The organism is Enterococcus sp. DIV1537a, assembly GCF_051712085.1.
GTDB lineage: Bacteria > Bacillota > Bacilli > Lactobacillales > Enterococcaceae > Enterococcus > Enterococcus faecalis.
This window is the reverse complement of sequence record NZ_JBIOOE010000001.1, coordinates 1,420,652-1,441,164: the sequence shown is the minus strand read 5'-3', so window position 1 is coordinate 1,441,164 and position 20,513 is coordinate 1,420,652. Positions and strand designations below refer to the sequence as shown.

19 protein-coding genes are annotated in these 20,513 nt (G+C 38.8%); all 19 read left to right on the top strand.

Annotated features, from left to right (window positions below):
• The first annotated feature begins 14 nt into the window (after positions 1-14).
• Complete coding sequence (locus IGJ41_RS07160) at positions 15-587, top strand: ANTAR domain-containing response regulator (protein ID WP_438714154.1); 573 nt, start codon at positions 15-17, stop codon at positions 585-587.
• Positions 588-2,021, top strand: coding sequence for a sensor histidine kinase (locus IGJ41_RS07155; protein WP_002357504.1), 1,434 nt, complete (start codon positions 588-590; stop codon positions 2,019-2,021).
• A 66-nt stretch (positions 2,022-2,087) separates the two neighbouring features.
• On the top strand, positions 2,088-3,536 hold the full coding sequence (gene eutA / locus IGJ41_RS07150; protein WP_173963508.1) for an ethanolamine ammonia-lyase reactivating factor EutA: 1,449 nt from the start codon (positions 2,088-2,090) through the stop codon (positions 3,534-3,536).
• Between the two features lie 17 nt (positions 3,537-3,553).
• Positions 3,554-4,918, top strand: coding sequence for an ethanolamine ammonia-lyase subunit EutB (locus IGJ41_RS07145; protein ID WP_104842277.1), 1,365 nt, complete (start codon positions 3,554-3,556; stop codon positions 4,916-4,918).
• A gap of 17 nt (positions 4,919-4,935) precedes the next feature.
• Complete coding sequence (eutC, locus tag IGJ41_RS07140; RefSeq protein WP_002363986.1) at positions 4,936-5,847, top strand: ethanolamine ammonia-lyase subunit EutC; 912 nt, start codon at positions 4,936-4,938, stop codon at positions 5,845-5,847.
• Between the two features lie 13 nt (positions 5,848-5,860).
• Positions 5,861-6,514 carry an ethanolamine utilization microcompartment protein EutL gene (gene eutL / locus IGJ41_RS07135; RefSeq protein ID WP_002357509.1) on the top strand — a complete coding sequence of 218 codons (654 nt, stop codon included), beginning with the start codon at positions 5,861-5,863 and terminating at the stop codon, positions 6,512-6,514.
• A gap of 13 nt (positions 6,515-6,527) precedes the next feature.
• The gene (locus IGJ41_RS07130; protein ID WP_002357510.1) at positions 6,528-7,046 is read left to right on the top strand and encodes a BMC domain-containing protein; all 519 of its coding nucleotides are present in this window, start codon (positions 6,528-6,530) and stop codon (positions 7,044-7,046) included.
• Complete coding sequence (locus IGJ41_RS07125) at positions 7,037-8,515, top strand: acetaldehyde dehydrogenase (acetylating) (RefSeq protein ID WP_002357511.1); 1,479 nt, start codon at positions 7,037-7,039, stop codon at positions 8,513-8,515. Before IGJ41_RS07130 ends, IGJ41_RS07125 begins: the two co-directional genes overlap by 10 nt.
• 123 nt (positions 8,516-8,638) lie before the next feature.
• Entirely contained in the window at positions 8,639-8,929 is a 291-nt protein-coding gene (locus IGJ41_RS07120) for a BMC domain-containing protein (protein ID WP_002357513.1), read from the top strand.
• A gap of 67 nt (positions 8,930-8,996) precedes the next feature.
• Entirely contained in the window at positions 8,997-9,560 is a 564-nt protein-coding gene (locus tag IGJ41_RS07115) for a hypothetical protein (protein WP_438714151.1), read from the top strand.
• A gap of 3 nt (positions 9,561-9,563) precedes the next feature.
• Positions 9,564-10,199, top strand: coding sequence for an ethanolamine utilization phosphate acetyltransferase EutD (gene eutD, locus IGJ41_RS07110; RefSeq protein WP_002357516.1), 636 nt, complete (start codon positions 9,564-9,566; stop codon positions 10,197-10,199).
• A gap of 14 nt (positions 10,200-10,213) precedes the next feature.
• The gene (locus IGJ41_RS07105) at positions 10,214-10,813 is read left to right on the top strand and encodes a TIGR02536 family ethanolamine utilization protein (RefSeq protein WP_438714149.1); all 600 of its coding nucleotides are present in this window, start codon (positions 10,214-10,216) and stop codon (positions 10,811-10,813) included.
• 12 nt (positions 10,814-10,825) lie between these two features.
• Complete coding sequence (locus IGJ41_RS07100) at positions 10,826-11,089, top strand: EutN/CcmL family microcompartment protein (protein WP_002357519.1); 264 nt, start codon at positions 10,826-10,828, stop codon at positions 11,087-11,089.
• 12 nt (positions 11,090-11,101) lie between these two features.
• Positions 11,102-12,202 carry an ethanolamine utilization protein EutH gene (gene eutH / locus IGJ41_RS07095; protein WP_153853768.1) on the top strand — a complete coding sequence of 367 codons (1,101 nt, stop codon included), beginning with the start codon at positions 11,102-11,104 and terminating at the stop codon, positions 12,200-12,202.
• 12 nt (positions 12,203-12,214) lie between these two features.
• The gene (locus tag IGJ41_RS07090; protein WP_002357522.1) at positions 12,215-12,658 is read left to right on the top strand and encodes an ethanolamine utilization protein EutQ; all 444 of its coding nucleotides are present in this window, start codon (positions 12,215-12,217) and stop codon (positions 12,656-12,658) included.
• Positions 12,659-12,745: 87 nt separating this feature from the next.
• A complete protein-coding gene (locus IGJ41_RS07085) occupies positions 12,746-13,174 on the top strand; it encodes a CoA-binding protein (RefSeq protein ID WP_002377361.1) in 429 nt (142 codons plus the stop codon).
• 204 nt (positions 13,175-13,378) lie between these two features.
• Positions 13,379-15,436, top strand: a complete 2,058-nt coding sequence (parE, locus tag IGJ41_RS07080; protein WP_002381887.1) for a DNA topoisomerase IV subunit B — start codon at positions 13,379-13,381, stop codon at positions 15,434-15,436.
• Positions 15,437-15,448: 12 nt separating this feature from the next.
• Positions 15,449-17,911 carry a DNA topoisomerase IV subunit A gene (gene parC, locus IGJ41_RS07075; RefSeq protein WP_002357527.1) on the top strand — a complete coding sequence of 821 codons (2,463 nt, stop codon included), beginning with the start codon at positions 15,449-15,451 and terminating at the stop codon, positions 17,909-17,911.
• A gap of 289 nt (positions 17,912-18,200) precedes the next feature.
• Positions 18,201-20,447, top strand: coding sequence for a formate C-acetyltransferase (gene pflB / locus IGJ41_RS07070; protein WP_002357529.1), 2,247 nt, complete (start codon positions 18,201-18,203; stop codon positions 20,445-20,447).
• The last annotated feature ends 66 nt before the right edge of the window (positions 20,448-20,513 follow it).

Here is a 20,513-nt window from a genome sequence, read left to right as displayed (position 1 = left end):
AGGGCGTGAAGAAAATGGATGGACGAATTGTAATAGTCGATGATGAACCTATTACGAGACTCGATATTCGTGATATTGTGATAGAAGCAGGGTACGAAGTAGTCGGTGAAGCAGCGGATGGTTTTGAAGCAATTGAAGTATGTAAAAAAACACAACCTAACCTAGTATTAATGGACATTCAAATGCCAATTTTAGATGGTCTAAAAGCAGGTAAAAAAATTGTTCAAGACCAACTAGCCAGTAGTATTGTCTTTTTATCTGCATACAGTGACGTACAAAATACGGACAAGGCTAAAAAATTAGGTGCACTGGGTTATTTAGTTAAACCTCTAGACGAAAAATCATTAATACCTACAATTGAAATGAGCATTGAACGAGGCAAACAAACGCAGCTGTTACTAAGTCAAATCGATAAATTAAGTTTAAAATTAGAAGAACGTAAAATTATCGAAAAAGCCAAAGGTATTCTTGTAAAAGAAAATCATATATCGGAAGAAGAAGCCTACCAAATGTTGCGTACGTTAAGTATGAACAAACGCGCACGTATGAGCGAAATTGCAGAATTGATTGTAATGGATGATGAATAAATGAAACGATTAGAGCAATTATGTCACCAATATACCAATCTTTCAGAATCAGACATTAAAGAATTACAACGTACAGCACGTTATCTTTCTTCGACGACACTCTATCAAAGTGCAGATGTTTTTATTGATGTGTATAAGGAAATGTCACAGCAAGCACTAGTCGTTTATCATAAGCCGCCTGCGAAGACAACTTCTTTATATAGCGGAGATGTCGTCGGGATGGAAGCTTTATTAAAAAATGAACCTGGTGTTCTGCGTACCATGCAAACTAGCTTAAATAGCATTGGTTTGTTAGCAGTGACTCAGGAAAATCGTTTGATTAAGCAAAATATCTATCCCATTCGCAATGAACATCGAACGATTGGTGTCATTATTGTCGAGATTGCGGCAGATGAAGAGATTCAAGCGGACTTACAAAAAGAGGAGCTAAATAACTGCCAGTTAGCAAAAGTAGCAAAATCAACTAGTCAAGTCGACGCGTTATTTATTGATCAATTGGCAGAAGCCGTTTTGATTTTTGATGCAGCAGGGCACTTATTAATTACCAATCACAATGCACAAGAGCTTTATCGCAAACTTGGTTATCGGGACAATATCATTGGAATGAGTTACGACAATTTGTCCATCGATTATACAACTTTTGAATATGTGTTGTATCAAATGAAATATAAAATGAGTAATCAACCAATTGAAAGCAAAACGACCTACCTTAATTATTATTTTAAGGTTCGAAAAGTGTGGTTGGCATCAGAAGAACAATTGATTATGATTATTCAAGACAATACAGAATTTAAAGAAAAAGAAGCGGAAATTATTTCCAAATCTGTTGCGATTCGTGAAATTCATCATCGTGTTAAAAATAACTTGCAATCGGTGGTTTCCTTATTGCGTATTCAAGAACGGCGAACGCAAAGCCCCGAAGCAAAAAAAGTCCTTCATGAAAGTGTCAATCGAATTATGGCGATTGCAGCCACCCATGAATTGCTGTCAAAACAAGTCAAAGATGACGTTGCTTTACGGCAAACATTGGAAGCAGTGATGTATAATTTTAGACATCTTTTTCAAGGCGCACAACCCATTGAGATGATGATGGATGTTGATCCAGCCATTATGGTTTCTAGCGAACAAATGGTCACCATTTCCCTTGTTGTCAACGAACTATTACAAAACATTTTTGATCATGCATTTGAGCCACAAACTAGTGGCGTTGTTAAACTTAGTGGAACATTAGATAATAAAATGATTACCATTACTGTTACAGATAATGGTAAAGGTTATGACGTTCATCAAAGTAACGAGACCAGTTTAGGTTTGATGATTGTCAAAAGCTACGTAAAAGATAAATTAAAAGGAAAAATTACAATTGAATCCAATAAACAGGGAACTAAAACCTGTTTCTATTTCGAACAGAACACCAGTGATGTTGTTCATTGATTAAGCAAAGGCGCTTAAAGAAAAGTAGAAAGAAATTTTCTAACGATTCTTTAAGTGCCTTTTTGTATGCAAAAGGAGGCGAGTCAGGCGATGTCGAAGGAAACACTTTTAACCGTAGGGATTGATTTAGGGACGTCTACAACCCAATTAGTCTTGTCAGAATTAACTGTTGAAAATTTTGCCTCTGCGTTTACAGTACCACGTATCAGCATTTCTGATAAAAAAGTCATTTACCGAAGTGACATTATCTTTACACCCTTACTTAACCAATCAGAAATTGATGCAGAACCTATCAAAGCGTTTGTAGCGGAGCAATATCGCCAAGCAGGCATTCATAAACAAGATATTCAAATGGGTGCGGTAATTATCACAGGTGAAACTGCTCGAAAAAGCAATGCCAACAATGTACTACGAGCACTTAGTGGCTATGCAGGTGATTTTGTCGTTGCTACGGCTGGTCCCGATTTAGAAAGTATCATTGCCGGAAAAGGCGCTGGCGCTCAAACTTATTCTGAAACGAAACGCAAACCAGTGGTTAATTTAGACATTGGTGGTGGAACGACAAATTTAGCTGTCTTTAAAGATGGTGAAGTGATTGACACGGCTTGTTTTGACATTGGCGGACGCTTAATTAAATTAGATCAACAACAAAAAATCACCTATATAGCTCCGAAAATTCAAGAAATTATAAATAAAAAAGGACTAACCATGCACCTTGGTGACCAAGCCACCGAACAAAACTTACTGCCAATTATTTCGGAATTAGTTGCCGTGTTAGAAAATAGCATTGGCTTGGGGACACAAAGTCCGTTCTACCAGTTACTAGTAACCAATCATCCACTACGAAAAGGTGAGAACTTACCAATTGTAACATTTTCTGGTGGTGTGGCTGATTGCTTAAATACGACAAGTACGAATCTCTTTAAATATGGGGACATCGGCTTGCTTTTAGGAAAATACCTGAGAAAGTCACTGATTTTTTCGGAAAAAGAAGTCTTAGAAAGCGCAGAAACAATCCGAGCGACGGTCGTCGGAGCAGGTTCACATACTGCTGAAATTAGCGGAAGTACTATCGCTTATCGTGAGCAAATTTTGCCGGTAAAAAATATCCCAATTCTAAAATTAGCGCAAGAGGATGAAACCCTTACTGTGACAGAATTAGGCCAGCGAATCCAAGAAAAACTCAATTGGCATCGTATTGAAGAAACACCTCAGATTGCCTTAGCAATTAGAGGCATGAGTAATCCAACATTTGCTGATATTCAACGCTATGGTCAAGGGATTGTGGAAGGATTAGCTAGTTTAGTTGCTGAACAAATTCCCATTATTGTTATGGTGGATGAAGACATGGCGAAAGCTTTAGGGCATGCCTTAAGTGCCCATCTGCCAAAAGACTATCCGTTTATCTGTCTTGACTCTGTCAAAGTAGAAAACGGTGATTATGTAGATATCGGCTTACCAGTGGCAGAAGGGGCCGTCCTTCCAGTCATTGTTAAGACCTTAGTATTTAATTAAAAAGGAGCGACACAAAGATGATTTTAAAAACCAAACTATTTGGCAAAGTCTATCAATTTACATCCGTTAAAGAAGTCCTAGCCAAAGCCAATGAAGAAAAGTCTGGCGACAAGTTAGCTGGCGTAGCTGCTAATTCAGCCGAAGAACGCGTGGCAGCGAAAGTCGTTTTATCGGAATTGTCCTTAAATGACTTGTTTAACAATCCCGTTGTTGATTATGACGAAGACGAAGTGACACGCATTATTATTGACCAAGTCAATATGCGAATTTTTGAAAGTATTAAACATTGGACAGTCGCAGAATTACGCGAATTTATCTTATCTTCGGAAACAACCGATTTTGATATCAAACGAATTTCCCGTGGACTCACTGCTGAAATGATTGCTGCTGTCTGTAAATTAATGTCCAACATGGATCTAATTGTTGGCGCAAAAAAAATCAATATTGAAAAAACCGCCAACACAACAATTGGCCGTCCCGGAACTTTTTCAAATCGTTTACAGCCGAACCATCCAACCGATAATGTCGATGGCATTATGGCATCAGTTATGGAAGGTCTTTCTTATGGCGCCGGTGACGCTTTAATTGGTTTGAATCCTGTTGATGATTCTACAGAAAGTGTTAAACGGATCTTAAACAAATTTGAAGAGTTCCGCAGCGAATGGGAAATTCCAACACAAACTTGCGTGCTTGCTCACGTAACGACACAAATGGAAGCCATGCGTCAAGGCGCGCCAACTGGCTTAGTCTTTCAATCCATCGCTGGTTCAGAAAAAGGGAACACAGCATTTGGTTTAAATGCAGAAATTTTAGCTGAAGCACAAGATTTAGCGCTTCACAGTGGTCAAGCAGCTGGTCCTAATGTGATGTATTTTGAAACAGGTCAAGGCTCAGAACTTTCTTCTGAAGCGAACTTTGGCGCAGACCAAGTCACAATGGAAGCGCGTTGTTATGGCTTGGCTAAAAAATTTGATCCGTATATTGTAAATACCGTTGTCGGCTTTATTGGACCAGAATATCTTTACGATTCAAAACAAGTCATCCGCGCTGGTTTAGAAGATCATTTCATGGGCAAATTAACAGGAATTTCAATGGGCTGTGATGTCTGCTACACCAACCATATGAAAGCTGATCAAAATGATATGGAAAACTTAGCCATGTTATTAGCAACAGCTGGTTGTACGTATATCATGGGGATTCCTCATGGCGATGATGTCATGTTAAATTATCAAACAACTGGGTTCCATGAAACGGCGACGATTCGTGAAACATTAGGCTTACGTCCAATTAAAGAATTTGAAGAATGGATGGAAAAAATGGGCTTAATGGAAAACGGAAAATTAACAAGTCGCGCTGGCGATGCATCTGTATTTATTAAATAAACGAGGTGAGAATACAAATGAACGAAAAAGAATTAAAAGAAATGATTGCCGGAATTTTAACAGAAATGGTCGCTGACAATCAAGCGGTTTCGACTGCCACTGTGACTGCTGAAGAAAAACCAGTCACAACACACGTCACTGAAACGACAGAAATTGAAGAAGGCCTAATTCCTGACATTACTGAAGTAGATTTACGTAAACAATTACTATTGAAAAATGCCGTAGATCCTGAAGCACTATTAAAAATGAAAGCTTTCTCGCCAGCTCGTTTAGGCGTTGGTCGTGCAGGGACGCGTTATATGACTAGTTCAACATTACGTTTCCGAGCGGACCATGCGGCAGCACAAGATGCGGTCTTTTCAGACGTAAGCGAAGACTTGGTAAAAGAAATGAATTTTATTTCTACAAAAACAATCTGTAATAGTAAAGATGAATATTTAACACGTCCAGATTATGGTCGTCAATTTGATGAAGAAAATAGTGAAATCATTCGGAAAAATACGACACCAAAAGCCAAAATCCAAATGGTCGTAGGGGATGGCCTTAGTTCAGCTGCTATCGAAGCGAATATTAAAGAAGTCCTACCAGCAATTAAACAAGGATTAAACATGTACAACTTAGATTTCGACAATGTTGTTTTTGTTAAATATTGTCGCGTGCCAGCAATGGATAAAATTGGTGAAATCACTGACGCTGATGTTGTTTGCTTGCTAGTTGGCGAACGTCCTGGTTTAGTAACAGCTGAATCTATGAGTGCCTACATTGCTTACAAACCAACTGTCGGTATGCCAGAAGCACGGCGGACAGTTATTTCAAATATTCACAAAGGTGGGACACCGGCTGTTGAAGCAGGGGCCTACATTGCCGAAATTATCAAAAAAATGTTAGACAAGAAAAAATCTGGTATTGATTTAAAAGAAGCTGAATAAAGGAGGATTTCTCATGAAAAATGATCGTCTAGGCGCAAATGTCCTAAGTATGAAAGTCATTCCCAATGTCGATCCGGCATTAGCAAAAGAATTATCATTGAAACCAGAGCATCGCTCATTAGGAATTGTTACTTCCGATTGTGATGATGTCACTTACGTTGCATTAGATGAAGCAACCAAAGCCGCCGATGTTACTGTAGTTTACGGTAAAAGTATGTATGCCGGCGCAGCAAATGCTTCAACCAAATTAGCCGGTGAAGTGATTGGCATTATTGCTGGTCCGAGTCCTGCCGAAGTCAATAGTGGCTTGAGTGTCATTACGCAAGTCATTGAAGAAGAAGCCAGCTTCTATAGTGCTAACGAAGATGACAGTATTGTTTATTTTGCACATGTAGTGTCAAGAACGGGTAGCTTTTTGTCTGAACAAGCGAATATTCCTGAAGGTGAAGCGATTGCTTATCTGATTGCTCCACCGCTAGAAGCGATGGTTGGCTTAGATGCAGCAATGAAAGCTGCCGATGTTCAAATGGGTGTCTTTTATGGCCCACCTTCTGAAACGAACTTTGGCGGCGCCTTGTTGACAGGTAGTCAATCTGCATGTAAAGCTGCTTGCAGTGCGTTTGAACAAGTCATTCAAAATATCGCTGACAATCCGTTGAGTTATTAAGGATGTGACCTGAATGAAAGCATTAGGAATGGTCGAAGTCAAAGGGTTTTTAGGTGCCATTAGTGTGGCCGATGCGGCATTGAAAGCCGCCGACGTTACTTTGTTAAAAGCTGAAATTATTAATGGCGGTTTAACAACTGTGGAACTGATTGGTGACGTTGCCGCGGTCCAAGCTGCCGTTGAAGTAGGCACGGAAGTAGCTAAAGAATTAAATTGTTTAATTGCTCATCATGTGATTTCACGGGTTGATGCTCAAACGGAAGTGATTTTATCAGATCCAGAACCCAAGTCAGCACCTGAACCGATGGAACAAGTAGAAGTAATTGAAGAAGAGATTGAAACGCCAGATTTGGAAGAACACACGGGCACACGCCAAAAATTAGAAACACAACGCGTGGTTGATTTACGCAAACAAGCCTACAAAATGAACCTAAGTAGTTTAAAGAAAAGTGAGATTAAATTTGCCAATAAAGAAGCTTTAATTCAAGCAATCATGGCTGAAATAGAAAGAAGTGAAGACGAGTGGAATTAGTAGATAAAGACTTACGTTCCATCCAAGAAACAAGAAATTTAATCAGAAAAGCCAAAGAGGCACAGCAAGTATTAGCAACATTTTCGCAAAAACAAATCGATGCGATTGTCCAAGCAGTTTCAGAGGCTACGTTTAACCAACGAGAAAAGTTAGCGAAAATGGCCAATGAAGAAACAGGATTTGGTATTTATGAAGATAAAATCATCAAAAATGCTTTCGCTTCAAAAGTAGTATATGACGAAATGAAGGACAAAGCTACAGTTGGTGTGATCCATGATGATGCTGCCAAAAAAGTCACTGAAATTGCTGTCCCAGTTGGTGTGATTGCAGGATTAATTCCTTCTACCAACCCGACATCAACAGTCATTTACAAAGCATTAATTTCATTAAAAGCTGCCAACAGCATTGTTTTTTCACCACATCCCAATGCGTTGAAATCGATTATTGAAACAGTGGAAATTATCCAAAAAGCGGCTATTGCTGCGGGGGCACCAGAAGGTTGTGTCTCGGTCATCAAAACGCCAACTATGCAAGCGACCAGCGAATTAATGAAAAATAAAGAAACAAATTTAATTTTAGCTACTGGTGGAAACGCAATGGTTAAAGCCGCGTACTCTTCTGGAACACCAGCAATCGGTGTTGGGCCTGGTAATGGACCAGCCTACATCGAACGAAGCGCAAATGTTCCTCATGCAGTGAAACAAATAATGGATTCAAAAACTTTCGATAACGGTACAATTTGTGCATCGGAACAATCAATTATTGTTGAAACTGTCAACCGTGAAGCGGTCAAAGAAGAGTTAATTAAGCAGGGCGCGTATTTCTTAAGTCCAGCCGAAGCCGACAAATTAGCTAAATTTATTTTACGACCAAACGGTACAATGAACCCGCAAATCGTAGGACGTTCCGTTCAACATATTGCTTCATTAGTTGGTTTATCTATTCCAAAAGATCGCCGCTTAATTGTTGCCGAGGAAACACATGTAGGCTTGAAATATCCATTTTCAAGAGAAAAATTGGCACCGATTATTGCTTTCTATACAGTTGAAAACTGGGAAGCAGCTTGCGCGTTATCAATTGAAATTTTGAAAGGTGAAGGTGCGGGTCATACAATGGGCATTCACACAGAAAACAAAGAAGTCATTCGTGAATTTGGCTTAAGAAAACCCGTCTCTCGTTTGCTTGTTAACACCTCTGGTACACTTGGCGGAATTGGTGCTTCAACTAACTTAGTGCCAGCATTAACACTTGGCTGTGGCGCAGTTGGTGGCAGCTCAACTTCTGATAATATTGGAGTTGAAAATCTGTTCAATTTACGTCGTGTTGCATATGGCGTGCGTGATTTAGAAGAGATTCGTCAAGAATTTGGTCAAACATCAACCACATCTGTGGCTACTTCTTGCGAAACAACCAATCAAGAAGAACTAGTAAATGCCGTGGTGGCTCAAGTTTTAGCTCGCTTAAACTAACAAGAAACGAGCGAGTAAGAGTAAAACAAATGAATTATTGGATTTAGGGTTTGGGACCTAAGTCAAATTACTAATTGTCCCAAATTTTTAAAAATAAAACATACATCTTAGGAGGAAATTATAATGTCAAGTACAAATGCTTTAGGAATGATCGAAACTCGTGGTTTAGTAGGTGCTGTTGAAGCAGCCGATGCAATGGTGAAAGCGGCAAACGTTACTTTAATTGGAAAAGAACAAGTCGGTGGCGGTTTAGTTACAGTAATGGTTCGCGGTGACGTTGGTGCTGTAAAAGCAGCAACAGATGCTGGTGCTGCCGCAGCAGAACGTGTTGGCGAATTATTATCTGTCCATGTAATTCCACGTCCACATACAGAAGTAGACGCTATTTTACCACACGCAACAACTGAATTATAATTTTGATTTTTTGGGGCAGAGGTAGGTTCATTACTTCTGTCCTAAACTTTCATTGAGGAGGGGTGTTATGACAGTTATTACAGAAGATATGCTTCGCATCAAAAGGCTTAAAAAAGAACTAGAAGATGGCACGGATTTTGTGTTTCCTGTAGGCAGTTTTCTGACGCCAGCCGCCAAAAGCTATCTACGCGAGCATCGGATTAATAGCAGCTTCTCTTCAACAAACCCATTGCTTTCTGAGGTTCATTCAGTGAAGGCCTCCTCACAAAAACAAGAACATTTATCGAAAGAAACAATTTATGAGATTCGGCACTTAAGCCATCTATTGTATTTGCCTTTCTTAACGAATGAAGCGGTATCAACAGAAGGTTGGTTATATTTCGAACAACAACAACAGTGGTTAGAGAAATTTATTTTAGAACAGTCGCTCGTAATAGAACCAGTCATTTTGGAATCAAAGGTAACTATTCTAACTAACCAACAGAGACAATGGCGCTATTCCTCAAAAGAAATTCAATTACAACTAGATAAAATTATTCTCCAATTAAAAGGAGAATCACAACTGTTCGGACTTTTTCAAGCTTGGGCTACAGAATTAGTTAGCACCATGACTGAAATATCACGAAACTAGGAGATGAACAAATTGGATTCAATGAATGAAATTGTTGAAGAAGTTGTTAAACGAATTCAGCAACAACAACAAAATACTTTTGAAGTTGAAGCTTCTGGCCGACATGTTCATTTGTCTCGTCAAGAGATTGATGCATTATTTGGACCAGGATATCAACTAACAAAAGTGAAAGATTTATCACAACCTGGACAGTTCGTTTGTAAAGAACGAATTACGGTTGCTGGACCTAAAGGACTTTTTCAAAATGTGGTTATTTTAGGCCCTGAACGTAGCGAATCACAAGTCGAAGTTTCTATGACGGATACGCGTATTTTAGGAATTAATGCCCCAGTTAGAGAGAGTGGCAAGACAGAAGGGACACCCGGCGTCACGTTGATGAACGGATCAGCAGTTGTGACATTAAGTCACGGCTTAATTGTTGCCAAACGTCATATTCACATGACTCCCGAAGACGCCTTGAAAAATAAAGTAAGCAATAGCCAAATTGTGCAAGTCAAAGTGGAAGGCACACGTCCGTTAATCTTTGATGATGTAGTTGTGCGAATCAGTCCGCGATTTGCAACGTACATGCATATTGACTACGATGAAGCCAACGCTTGCGGCTTAACCAAAGGAGCTCGTGGCTATATTCTTAAGTAGAAGGAGGAAGGACAATGAACGTTTCTGAAATGGAAAATTTGATTCAACAGATTACTGATCGAATTTGCCAACAATTGCTGTCGTCGTATTATTCAGTGGCTTTAGCAGAAGCAAAAGAAGCATTTCCTGAAGAAATGTTTGTTCGTTTTCCTGATGTAAATTGGGTAACCAAGGAGCAGAAGCAAGCACGAGGTTTGGTTGTAAAGAGGCTAACGATTTCCCAAGTAAACGCGATTGCGCATTTACAGGAAACGGATGAATTAGTTAAAAACATCTTAGCATTCTTATTTGAAGGTAAGCCGGTATTGGTTTTAACCCCAATACCTTCAGTGACTAAAAATTCACGATTGAAGTATCGTTTGAAACAAACGATTCAGGAAAACGTGGACATGTGCCAACAGTTTGGGCTGATTTTTTATCATGATTCAGAAAATTACGCTGTGTTTCAGGCGGCCTGTCAAAAACAACTTCGTTCTTTGGCGGAGACCAAACGAACCTACATTACTGAAAAACAATTGATAAGAATGACAGAATCAGGTGTTTCTTTAAGTAAAAATGCCTATTTAACCCCGTTAGCGACAGATTATGCTCGGAAGCATCAATTGCTGACGTAAGGAGGGAAAACGATGCTTTTAGGAAAAGTGACTGGTAGCCTTTGGTCAACAAGAAAAGATGAAAAATTAAATGGCTGGAAATTTATGATGGTTGATATTTTGAATCAAGAGGACGAAAAGCAAGGATTTTTAATTGCTGCTGACAACGCTGGAGCTGGTGTCGGGGACAAAGTGTTAATTAGTCAAGGCAATGCTGCCCGTATTTCGGCAGAAGATCCGAATGTCCCAATTGATGCAATGATTGTTGGTGTCATTGATTCTACAGAGGAAGAATAGGGAGGACGAGACATGAGCATTAATGAAATTATTATGTATATTATGGTTCTTTTCATGATTATTGGAGGAATCGATAAATGTATTGGCAACAAACTAGGTTTAGGGGAGCAATTTGAGGAAGGGATTATGGCTATGGGTTCTCTAGCGCTTTCTATGGTAGGGATTATCACTTTAGCGCCTGTCTTAGCCAATCTTTTAAGTCCGATTGTCGTTCCTGTCTATGAATTACTAGGGGCTGATCCAGCAATGTTTGCCACAACCTTATTGGCCAATGATATGGGCGGTTTTGCGTTAGCGCAACAATTAGCCAATAATCCGCAAGCTGGTTTATTTGCGGGGGCAATCTTAGGTGCAATGATGGGACCAACGTTAGTCTTTACAATTCCAGTAGCGCTTGGCATTATCCAAAAAGACGACCAACAATTCTTAGCAACAGGTGTTTTGAGCGGGATTATTACAATTCCTTTTGGTTTATTAGCAGGTGGCCTAACAGCAGGCATGCCATTGTCATTGATTGTTCCTAACTTAATTCCAATTATTATTGTTGCCGCTTTAATTATTTTAGGTTTATGGTTAGCGCCAAAAGGCATGATTAAAGGCTTCCAAATTTTTGGTCAAGGCGTAGTGATTGTCGCTATCTTTGGTTTAGTTGTGGGGGCGATTCAACTATTATTAGGAATTACAGTGATTCCTGGCATTGCACCAGTTACTGAAGGAATTGAAGTCGTTGGCGGGATTGCTTTAACTTTAGCTGGCGCTTTCTGTTTAGTAGCTGTGATTACGAAAGTCTTTAATAAACCATTGATGAAACTAGGAAAAGTTTTAGGAATGAATGAAGTAGCGGCTGCAGGAATGGTTGCTACATTAGCTAACAATATTCCCATGTTCCAAATGTTAAAAGACATGGATAATCGAGGAAAAATTATTAATATCGCTTTTGCTGTTTCGGCTTCTTTCGTTTTAGGTGACCACCTTGGTTTTACTGCAGGTGTAGCAAAAGAAATGATTTTTCCAATGATTGTTGGCAAATTAGTTGGAGGGATTACCGCCATTTTTGTGGCTATCTTTATGGCAAATCGAATGCTAGGAAAACCCGAAACAGAAGTGAAATAACGAGGTGTAAATATGACAGAATTAAATCGTGAAATGATTGAAACGCTTGTTCGACAAATTGTCACAGAAAAATTAATGCCGACTAAACAAGTGGATCCCAGTGGAATTATGTCCATCAAATTACCCGAAATCGACGTAACAGAAGACGATCGCTTAGATACAGGCAACCCAGCGGACATTGTTTACACAAAAGATCTGTTTTCTTTAGAAGAAAGCCCGCGCCTTGGTTGCGGTTTAATGGTGATGAAAGATACCACCTTCGATTGGACACTAGAATACGATGAAATTGATTATATTATTTCAGGACAACTGGATATACTGATTGACGGACGTAAAATTTCTGCAACAGCCGGTGAAATTATTTTAATCCCGAAAAGTAGCAAAATTCAATTTTCAGTGACGGGTGATGCCCGGTTTGTCTACGTGACTTATCCAGCAGATTGGCAAAGCCAATAATTATTTTGTCGGTATTCAGAGAATAATTTTGCCAAAACCCTTTACTCAGCGTTATAATAAATAAGAACGAAAAAAGGGGTTGAGTGAATGACATTTGAGAATCCAAGTCAAAATCAAATTTTTGATATTCTAAAACAAGCAAAAAATATTGCGGTGGTTGGTTTGAGTAACAAGCCCGACCGCACGAGTTACAAAATTGCGGAAATTTTACAGCAACATGGCTATCGTGTATTGCCTGTCAATCCAGTTTTAAAAGGTGAAACGGTGCTTGGTGAAACGGTTTATGGGGCATTAACAGAGATTCCTGAAAAGATTGATATTGTTGACGTCTTTCGGCGGAGTGAATTTTTGCCAGAAGTGGCCGCAGAAACATTGAAAACAGAAGCGCCTGTCTTTTGGGCCCAACTAGGTTTGGAAAACGAAGAGGCAGCGAACTTGTTATTAAATGAAGGTCGTCAAGTTATTATGGACCGTTGTATTAAAATTGAATTGGCAAAAATGGCAGATGCTGAATAAACACGTGTAATTTTATAAAGAAAGAGCGTCCTGAACGGAAAGCTCTTTTTTTTTTGACCCAGATAGAGTATTATTGTAATGATGGTTTTAGAAGGAGCGAACTGAAAACGCAAGAAACCGGCTCACTCTTCTTCTAATTCTTTAAGAAATAGTTAATGTACGCTTATTAACTAAACGAGAATCTAAGTATAAGGAGTTTTTTCTTTGGCTAAAAAAATTAACAATGAGTACAATGATGCCTCTATCCAAGTCCTAGAAGGATTGGAAGCAGTGAGGAAAAGACCTGGTATGTATATCGGTTCAACCGATAGCCGTGGACTCCATCACTTAGTCTATGAAATTGTCGATAACGCAGTCGATGAAGCGTTATCTGGCTACGGGAATGAAATCAACGTAACTATCCAAAAAGATAATAGTATTTGTGTTGCAGACTCTGGCCGCGGAATGCCAACAGGGATGCATGCTTCTGGTATCCCAACAGTAGAAGTTATTTTTACTGTCTTACATGCGGGTGGTAAGTTTGGCCAAGGTGGCTATAAAACTTCAGGCGGACTCCATGGGGTGGGTGCCAGTGTTGTTAATGCCTTATCTAAGTGGTTAGAAGTTCATATTGTTCGTGATGGCGTAGAATACATGGAACGATTTGAGGACGGCGGTAAACCAGTTGGTACCTTAAAAAAAATCGGCAAAACAAAAAAACGCAACGGTACCTCTGTTACTTTTTTACCTGACGACACTATTTTCTCTACGACAAATTTTTCTTACGAAATTTTAGCAGAACGTTTGAGAGAATCAGCTTTCTTATTAAAAGGCGTCAAAATTACTTTAACAGATGAACGTGGAGAAGAACCCAAAGAAGAAGTCTTTCACTACGAAGAAGGCATTAAAGAATTTGTTGCCTATCTAAATGAAGAAAAAGATACATTAACACCCGTTGTTTATTTTTCAGGAGCCAAAGAAGGTATTGAAGTTGAATTAGCTTACCAATACAACGATGGCTATTCTGAAAATGTTTTATCTTTCGTTAACAATGTCCGCACAAAAGATGGCGGTACCCACGAAGTCGGTATGAAAACGTCAATGACAAAGGCGTACAATGAATATGCGCGGAAAGTGGGACTATTAAAAGAAAAAGATAAAAATTTAGAAGGTAGCGACTTCCGTGAAGGCTTAGCAGCCGTCCTTTCTATTCGAGTACCAGAAAACTTACTACAGTTCGAGGGCCAAACCAAAGGGAAATTAGGTACACCTTTAGCAAGAACCGTTGTCGATAACGTCGTAGGCGAACAAATGGGCTTCTATTTACAAGAAAACAGTGAAATGAGTCAATCATTAATTCGGAAAGCGATTAAAGCCCGTGAAGCCCGTGAAGCGGCTCGCAAAGCTCGTGAAGAAAGCCGGAACGGTAAAAAACGGAAAAAAGGTGAATCGTTACTTTCTGGAAAATTAACACCGGCTCAATCTAGAAATCCTAAGAAAAATGAACTATATCTTGTCGAAGGAGACTCGGCCGGTGGCTCAGCAAAACAAGGACGCGATCGGAAATTTCAAGCCATTTTACCGCTACGAGGAAAAGTCATTAATACGGAAAAAGCGAAAATGCAAGACATCTTGAAAAATGAAGAAATCAATACTATGATCTATACGATTGGCGCAGGCGTTGGTCCTGAATTTTCAATTGAAGATTGTAATTATGATAAAATCATCATCATGACCGATGCGGATACCGATGGTGCCCATATTCAAGTGTTGCTATTAACGTTCTTCTATCGTTATATGAAACCATTAATTGAAGCTGGCAAAGTCTATATTGCCTTACCACCTCTTTATAAAGTCTCTAAAGGAACTGGAAAAAAATCAGTCATTGAGTATGCTTGGACCGATGGTGAATTGGCAGAAGTGATTGATAAAGTTGGTAAAGGCTATATGCTCCAACGCTATAAAGGTCTGGGGGAAATGAATGCAGAACAACTTTGGGAAACAACGATGGATCCTGAAACTAGAACCTTAATTCGTGTTCGGATTGATGATGCAGCTCAAGCAGAACGCCGTGTGACCACATTAATGGGCGACAAAGTCGAACCTCGTCGAAAATGGATTGAGCAACATGTTCAATTTACGTTGGAAGAAGATGGCAGTATTTTAGATCGTTCAGAAGAAGACACTTCTGCACCAACAGGAGAAAGTCTTTTAGATGCGGAAAAAACAAAAGAAGCAGAACAAACCGATGACACTGAAATCAGTTTGTTTGACATAGAGTAGGGAGTGACAATTTTGGAAAAACGCCAAGAAGTTCAAGAATTAACCCTTGAAGAAGTAATGGGCGATCGTTTTGGAAGATATTCCAAATACATCATTCAAGAACGGGCCCTACCAGATATTCGAGATGGGCTAAAACCAGTACAACGCCGCATTCTCTTTTCAATGAATAAAGACGGCAATACCTTTGATAAAGGCTTTCGTAAATCAGCAAAATCTGTCGGAAACATTATGGGGAATTATCATCCCCATGGCGACAGTAGTATTTATGAAGCGATGGTGCGTCTAAGTCAAGACTGGAAATTACGGGAAGTACTAATTGAAATGCACGGAAACAACGGAAGTATGGATGGCGACCCACCAGCGGCGATGCGTTATACAGAAGCTCGTTTATCACAGTTAAGTGGTGAGTTGTTAAAAGATATCGACAAAAATACCGTCGATTTCGTCTGGAATTTTGACGATACAGAAAAAGAACCCACTGTTTTACCAGCCAAATATCCTAATTTATTGGTAAATGGCTCAACGGGGATTTCAGCAGGTTATGCAACAGAAATTCCTACACATAATTTAGCGGAAATTATTGATGGGACCGTGTATTTAATTGATCATCCTAATGCAAGTTTAGAGAAATTAATGGAATACATTCCAGGACCAGATTTTCCAACAGGTGGGATCTTACAAGGAAAAGCAGAAATTAAAAAAGCCTACGAAACCGGCCGTGGTAAAGTAATTTTACGTGCGAAGACAAAGATTGAGCCCTTAAAAGGCGGCAAACAACAAATTGTCATTTCTGAAATTCCTTATGAAGTCAATAAAGCAACGCTAGTGAAGAAGATGGATGAAATCCGTTTAAATAAAAAAGTAGACGGTATTGCCGAAGTTCGTGACGAAAGTGACAGAACTGGCTTGCAAATTGTTGTTGAACTAAAAAAAGATGTCAATGCAGAAGGTATTTTAAATTATCTATTTAAAAACACTGAATTGCAAATCAATTACAACTTTAACATGGTAGCCATCGACAACATGACCCCGCAACAAGTGGGACTAAAACGGATTTTAGAAAGTTACATTACGCACCGCAAATCAGTTATCATTAACCGTTGTCAATTTGAGTTGGACAAAGCTCGCAAACGTGAGCACATTGTTGCTGGTTTAATTAAAGCATTGTCTATCTTAGATAAAGTGATTGCAACAATTCGTGGCAGTAAAGATAAAAAAGATGCGAAGAAGAACTTAGTATCCGACTATGCGTTTACTGAAGAACAAGCTGAAGCAATCGTTACTTTACAGCTATACCGTTTAACTAATACAGATATTACTGATTTACAAGAAGAAGCGAAAACTTTAGAACAACAAATTGCTGAGTTATTGAACATTTTAAACAATGAAAAAGAACTATTCTCAGTCATGAAAAAAGAACTTCGCGAAGTTAAAAAGCAATATGGCAATCCGCGCTTAACTCAAATTGAAGAGGAAATCCAAGAAATCAAGATTGAAACAGCCGTGTTAGTTGCACAGGAAGACGTGGTCGTAACCGTGACGCACGAAGGCTATATCAAGCGGAGTAGTATTCGTTCTTATACAGCATCAAAACCAGAAGAAATCGGCATGAAAGAAGGCGACTTTTTACTATATGCTGGCGAAGTCAATACATTAGATCATCTTTTACTAGTAACAAATAAAGGAAATATGATCTATCGCCCCGTCCATGAGTTGCCAGATTTACGCTGGAAAGAAATTGGCGAACATATTTCTCAAACCATTTTAAATCTTGCTATCGATGAATCGATTATTGCTGTATATCCTTATAAAGAGTTAAGTCCGACAAAAACCTTTGTTTTCATTACAAAAGCTGGCATGATTAAACAAACCAAAATGGCTGATTTTGAGCCTTGGCGCACTTATAAGAGCCGCCCGACATCTTGTATGAAATTAAAATCAGACCAAGATGAAATTACCAATGTTTATTTAACAAATGATCAAGACTTATTGGATGTTTTCCTCGTTAGCAATCGCGGTTTTGGCTTACGCTATCCATTATATGAAGTACCAGTCGTAGGTAGTAAAGCGGCTGGAGTTAAATCAATGAACCTCAAAGAAGACGATTATGTCGTTAATGGTTTACTGGTTCATTCTGAAGGGGATACACCGATTGTCATCGTTACCCAACGTGGCGGTGTTAAACGCATGTTAGCCCAAGAATTAACACAATTAGGACGAGCAAAACGTGGATTAATGGTCTTACGGGAATTGAAGAAAAATCCACATCGTGTTGTCTTTATGTCTGAAAGTACCGATTTAGATTTATTAGTTACTACGCAAAAAGGCACACAAGAAGTTATTCAGTCGAAAAACTATCCAATCAGTGAACGAACATCCAACGGTTCCTTTGTCATCGATGAACAAAAAGATGGCCAAGTAATGGAAGTCCACGAGATGCATTCTGCAGTGATTGAAGAAGAACAAACAAACTGAACTGTGTTATAAATATCTCCACAGCAGCCATCTGTATTAATACAGATGGCTGCTGTTTTTAATACAGAAGTACATTTTTCACAAGTGATAACAACTATAAATCGTTCTTATTTTCACAAGTATAAATGTTTATATATAAGTGTTTATAATCTTTTCTCCCCATTTATTTATTAAGAAAGTGCAATAAATAATAAAAAAACGCTTGCATCTAAAAGGTTATGTGTTATACTAATCACATAAAGCTGTTACATACAATCAAGTAGCAGTTAACTAAGGAGGCAAACACTTCATGAAACAATGGGAAGGCTTTAAAGGCGACAAATGGAGAACAAGCGTTGACACTCGTGATTTTATTCAAAACAACTACACAGAGTACAAAGGCGACGACAGTTTCTTAGAACCAATCGCTCCAAGCACTGACAAATTATGGACAAAACTACAAGAATTATTTGAAATCCAACATGAAAAAAATGGCGTTTATGACATGGATAGCGATATCCCAGCAACTATTACGTCACATGAACCTGGTTACTTAATCAAAGAAGAAGAAAAAATTGTCGGTTTACAAACAGATGTACCATTAAAACAAGCATTTATGCCATTCGGTGGTATTAAAATGGCGAACAATGCCTTAGTTTCAAATGGTTATGAAACTGACGAAGAAATGACAAAAATCTTCACAGAATACAGAAAAACACATAACCAAGGTGTTTTTGATGCCTACACAGCTGAAATGCGTTTAGCACGTAAAAACAAAATCATTACTGGTCTTCCAGATGCTTATGGCCGTGGCCGTATTATCGGTGACTATCGTCGTATCGCATTATATGGTATCGACTACTTAATGGAACAAAAGAAAAAAGATCATGATAACACCGGTAACAAAGAAATGACAGACGATGTTATTCGCTTACGTGAAGAAATTTCTGAACAATACCGTGCGTTAAATGACTTAAAACAAATGGCTGCTTCTTATGGTTTCGATATTTCTCGTCCTGCTGCAAATGCGCAAGAAGCAATCCAATGGTTATACTTTGGTTACCTAGGTGCCATTAAATCTCAAAATGGTGCGGCAATGTCAATTGGTCGTATCTCAGCATTCTTAGATATCTATATCCAACGTGACTTAGAAGCTGGTTTAATCACTGAATTCGAAGCACAAGAAATGATTGACCATTTAATCATGAAATTACGTATGGTTAAATTTGCACGGACCCCAGAATACAACCAATTATTCTCTGGTTATCCAATTTGGGCAACATTATCTATTGCTGGTATGGGTATTGACGGTCGTTCATTAGTTACCAAAAATGACTTCCGTATCTTACACACATTAACAAACATGGGACCATCTCCAGAACCTAACTTAACTGTATTGTATTCTTCTCACTTACCAGAAGGTTTCAGAACATATGCAGCTAAAATCGCGAAAGAAAGCTCATCTATCCAATTTGAAAACGATGACTTATTACGTGAAAACTGGGGCTCTGACGACTGTGCAATCGCATGTTGTGTTTCTGCAACAGTTATGGGTAAAGATATGCAATTCTTCGGCGCTCGTGCGAACTTAGCGAAAGCTGTTCTTTATGCAATTAACGGCGGAGTCGATGAAAAAACTAAAATGCAAGTAGCACCAAAATATCGTCCAATGACTGGTGACAAATTAGATTACCACGAATTCATGGAACGCTATAAAGACATCTTAGACTGGTTAGCTGAATTGTACGTTAACACATTAAACATCATTCATTACATGCATGATAAATATGCATATGAAGCACCACAATTAGCTTTAATGGATACTGATTTACAACGGACATTCGCAACTGGTATTGCTGGAATCTCTCATGCGACTGATAGTATCATGGCAATTAAACACGGTGAAGTAGAAGTAATCCGTGACGAAGATGGTATGGCAATTGATTATGTACCAACAAAAGAATTCCCAACATACGGAAACGATAACGAAGAAGCCGATGCAATGGCTAACTGGATTTTAGATTACTTTATGACACAAATTAAACGTCAACACACATACCGTAACTCTAAACCAACGACTTCATTATTAACAATCACTTCAAACGTTGTTTATGGTAAAGCAACAGGGAACACGCCTGACGGACGTCGTGCCGGCAAACCTCTTGCACCAGGTGCGAACCCAAGTTATCAAGACGGTAAATTCTTAGGTGAGAAAAATGGCTTGTTAGCTTCATTAAACTCAACAGCTCGTTTAGAATATACAATCGCTTTAGATGGTATTTCTAATACACAAACCATCAACCCTAATGGTTTAGGTAAAGACGACGACACAAGAATTAACAACTTACGTAACGTATTAGATGGCTACTTCGATAAAGGTGGTTACCACTTAAACGTAAACGTATTTACAAACGAATTATTATTAGATGCACAAGCACATCCAGAAAAATATCCAAACTTAACTATCCGTGTATCTGGATATGCCGTGAAATTCCGTGACTTAACTCCTGAACAACAAGCAGACGTTATTTCAAGAACTTCACACGACAGACTATAAAAAACATTTACATTATTTAACTGAAAGGGTGACATTTAACGTGTCATCCTTTTCGTTTGAAAGAAG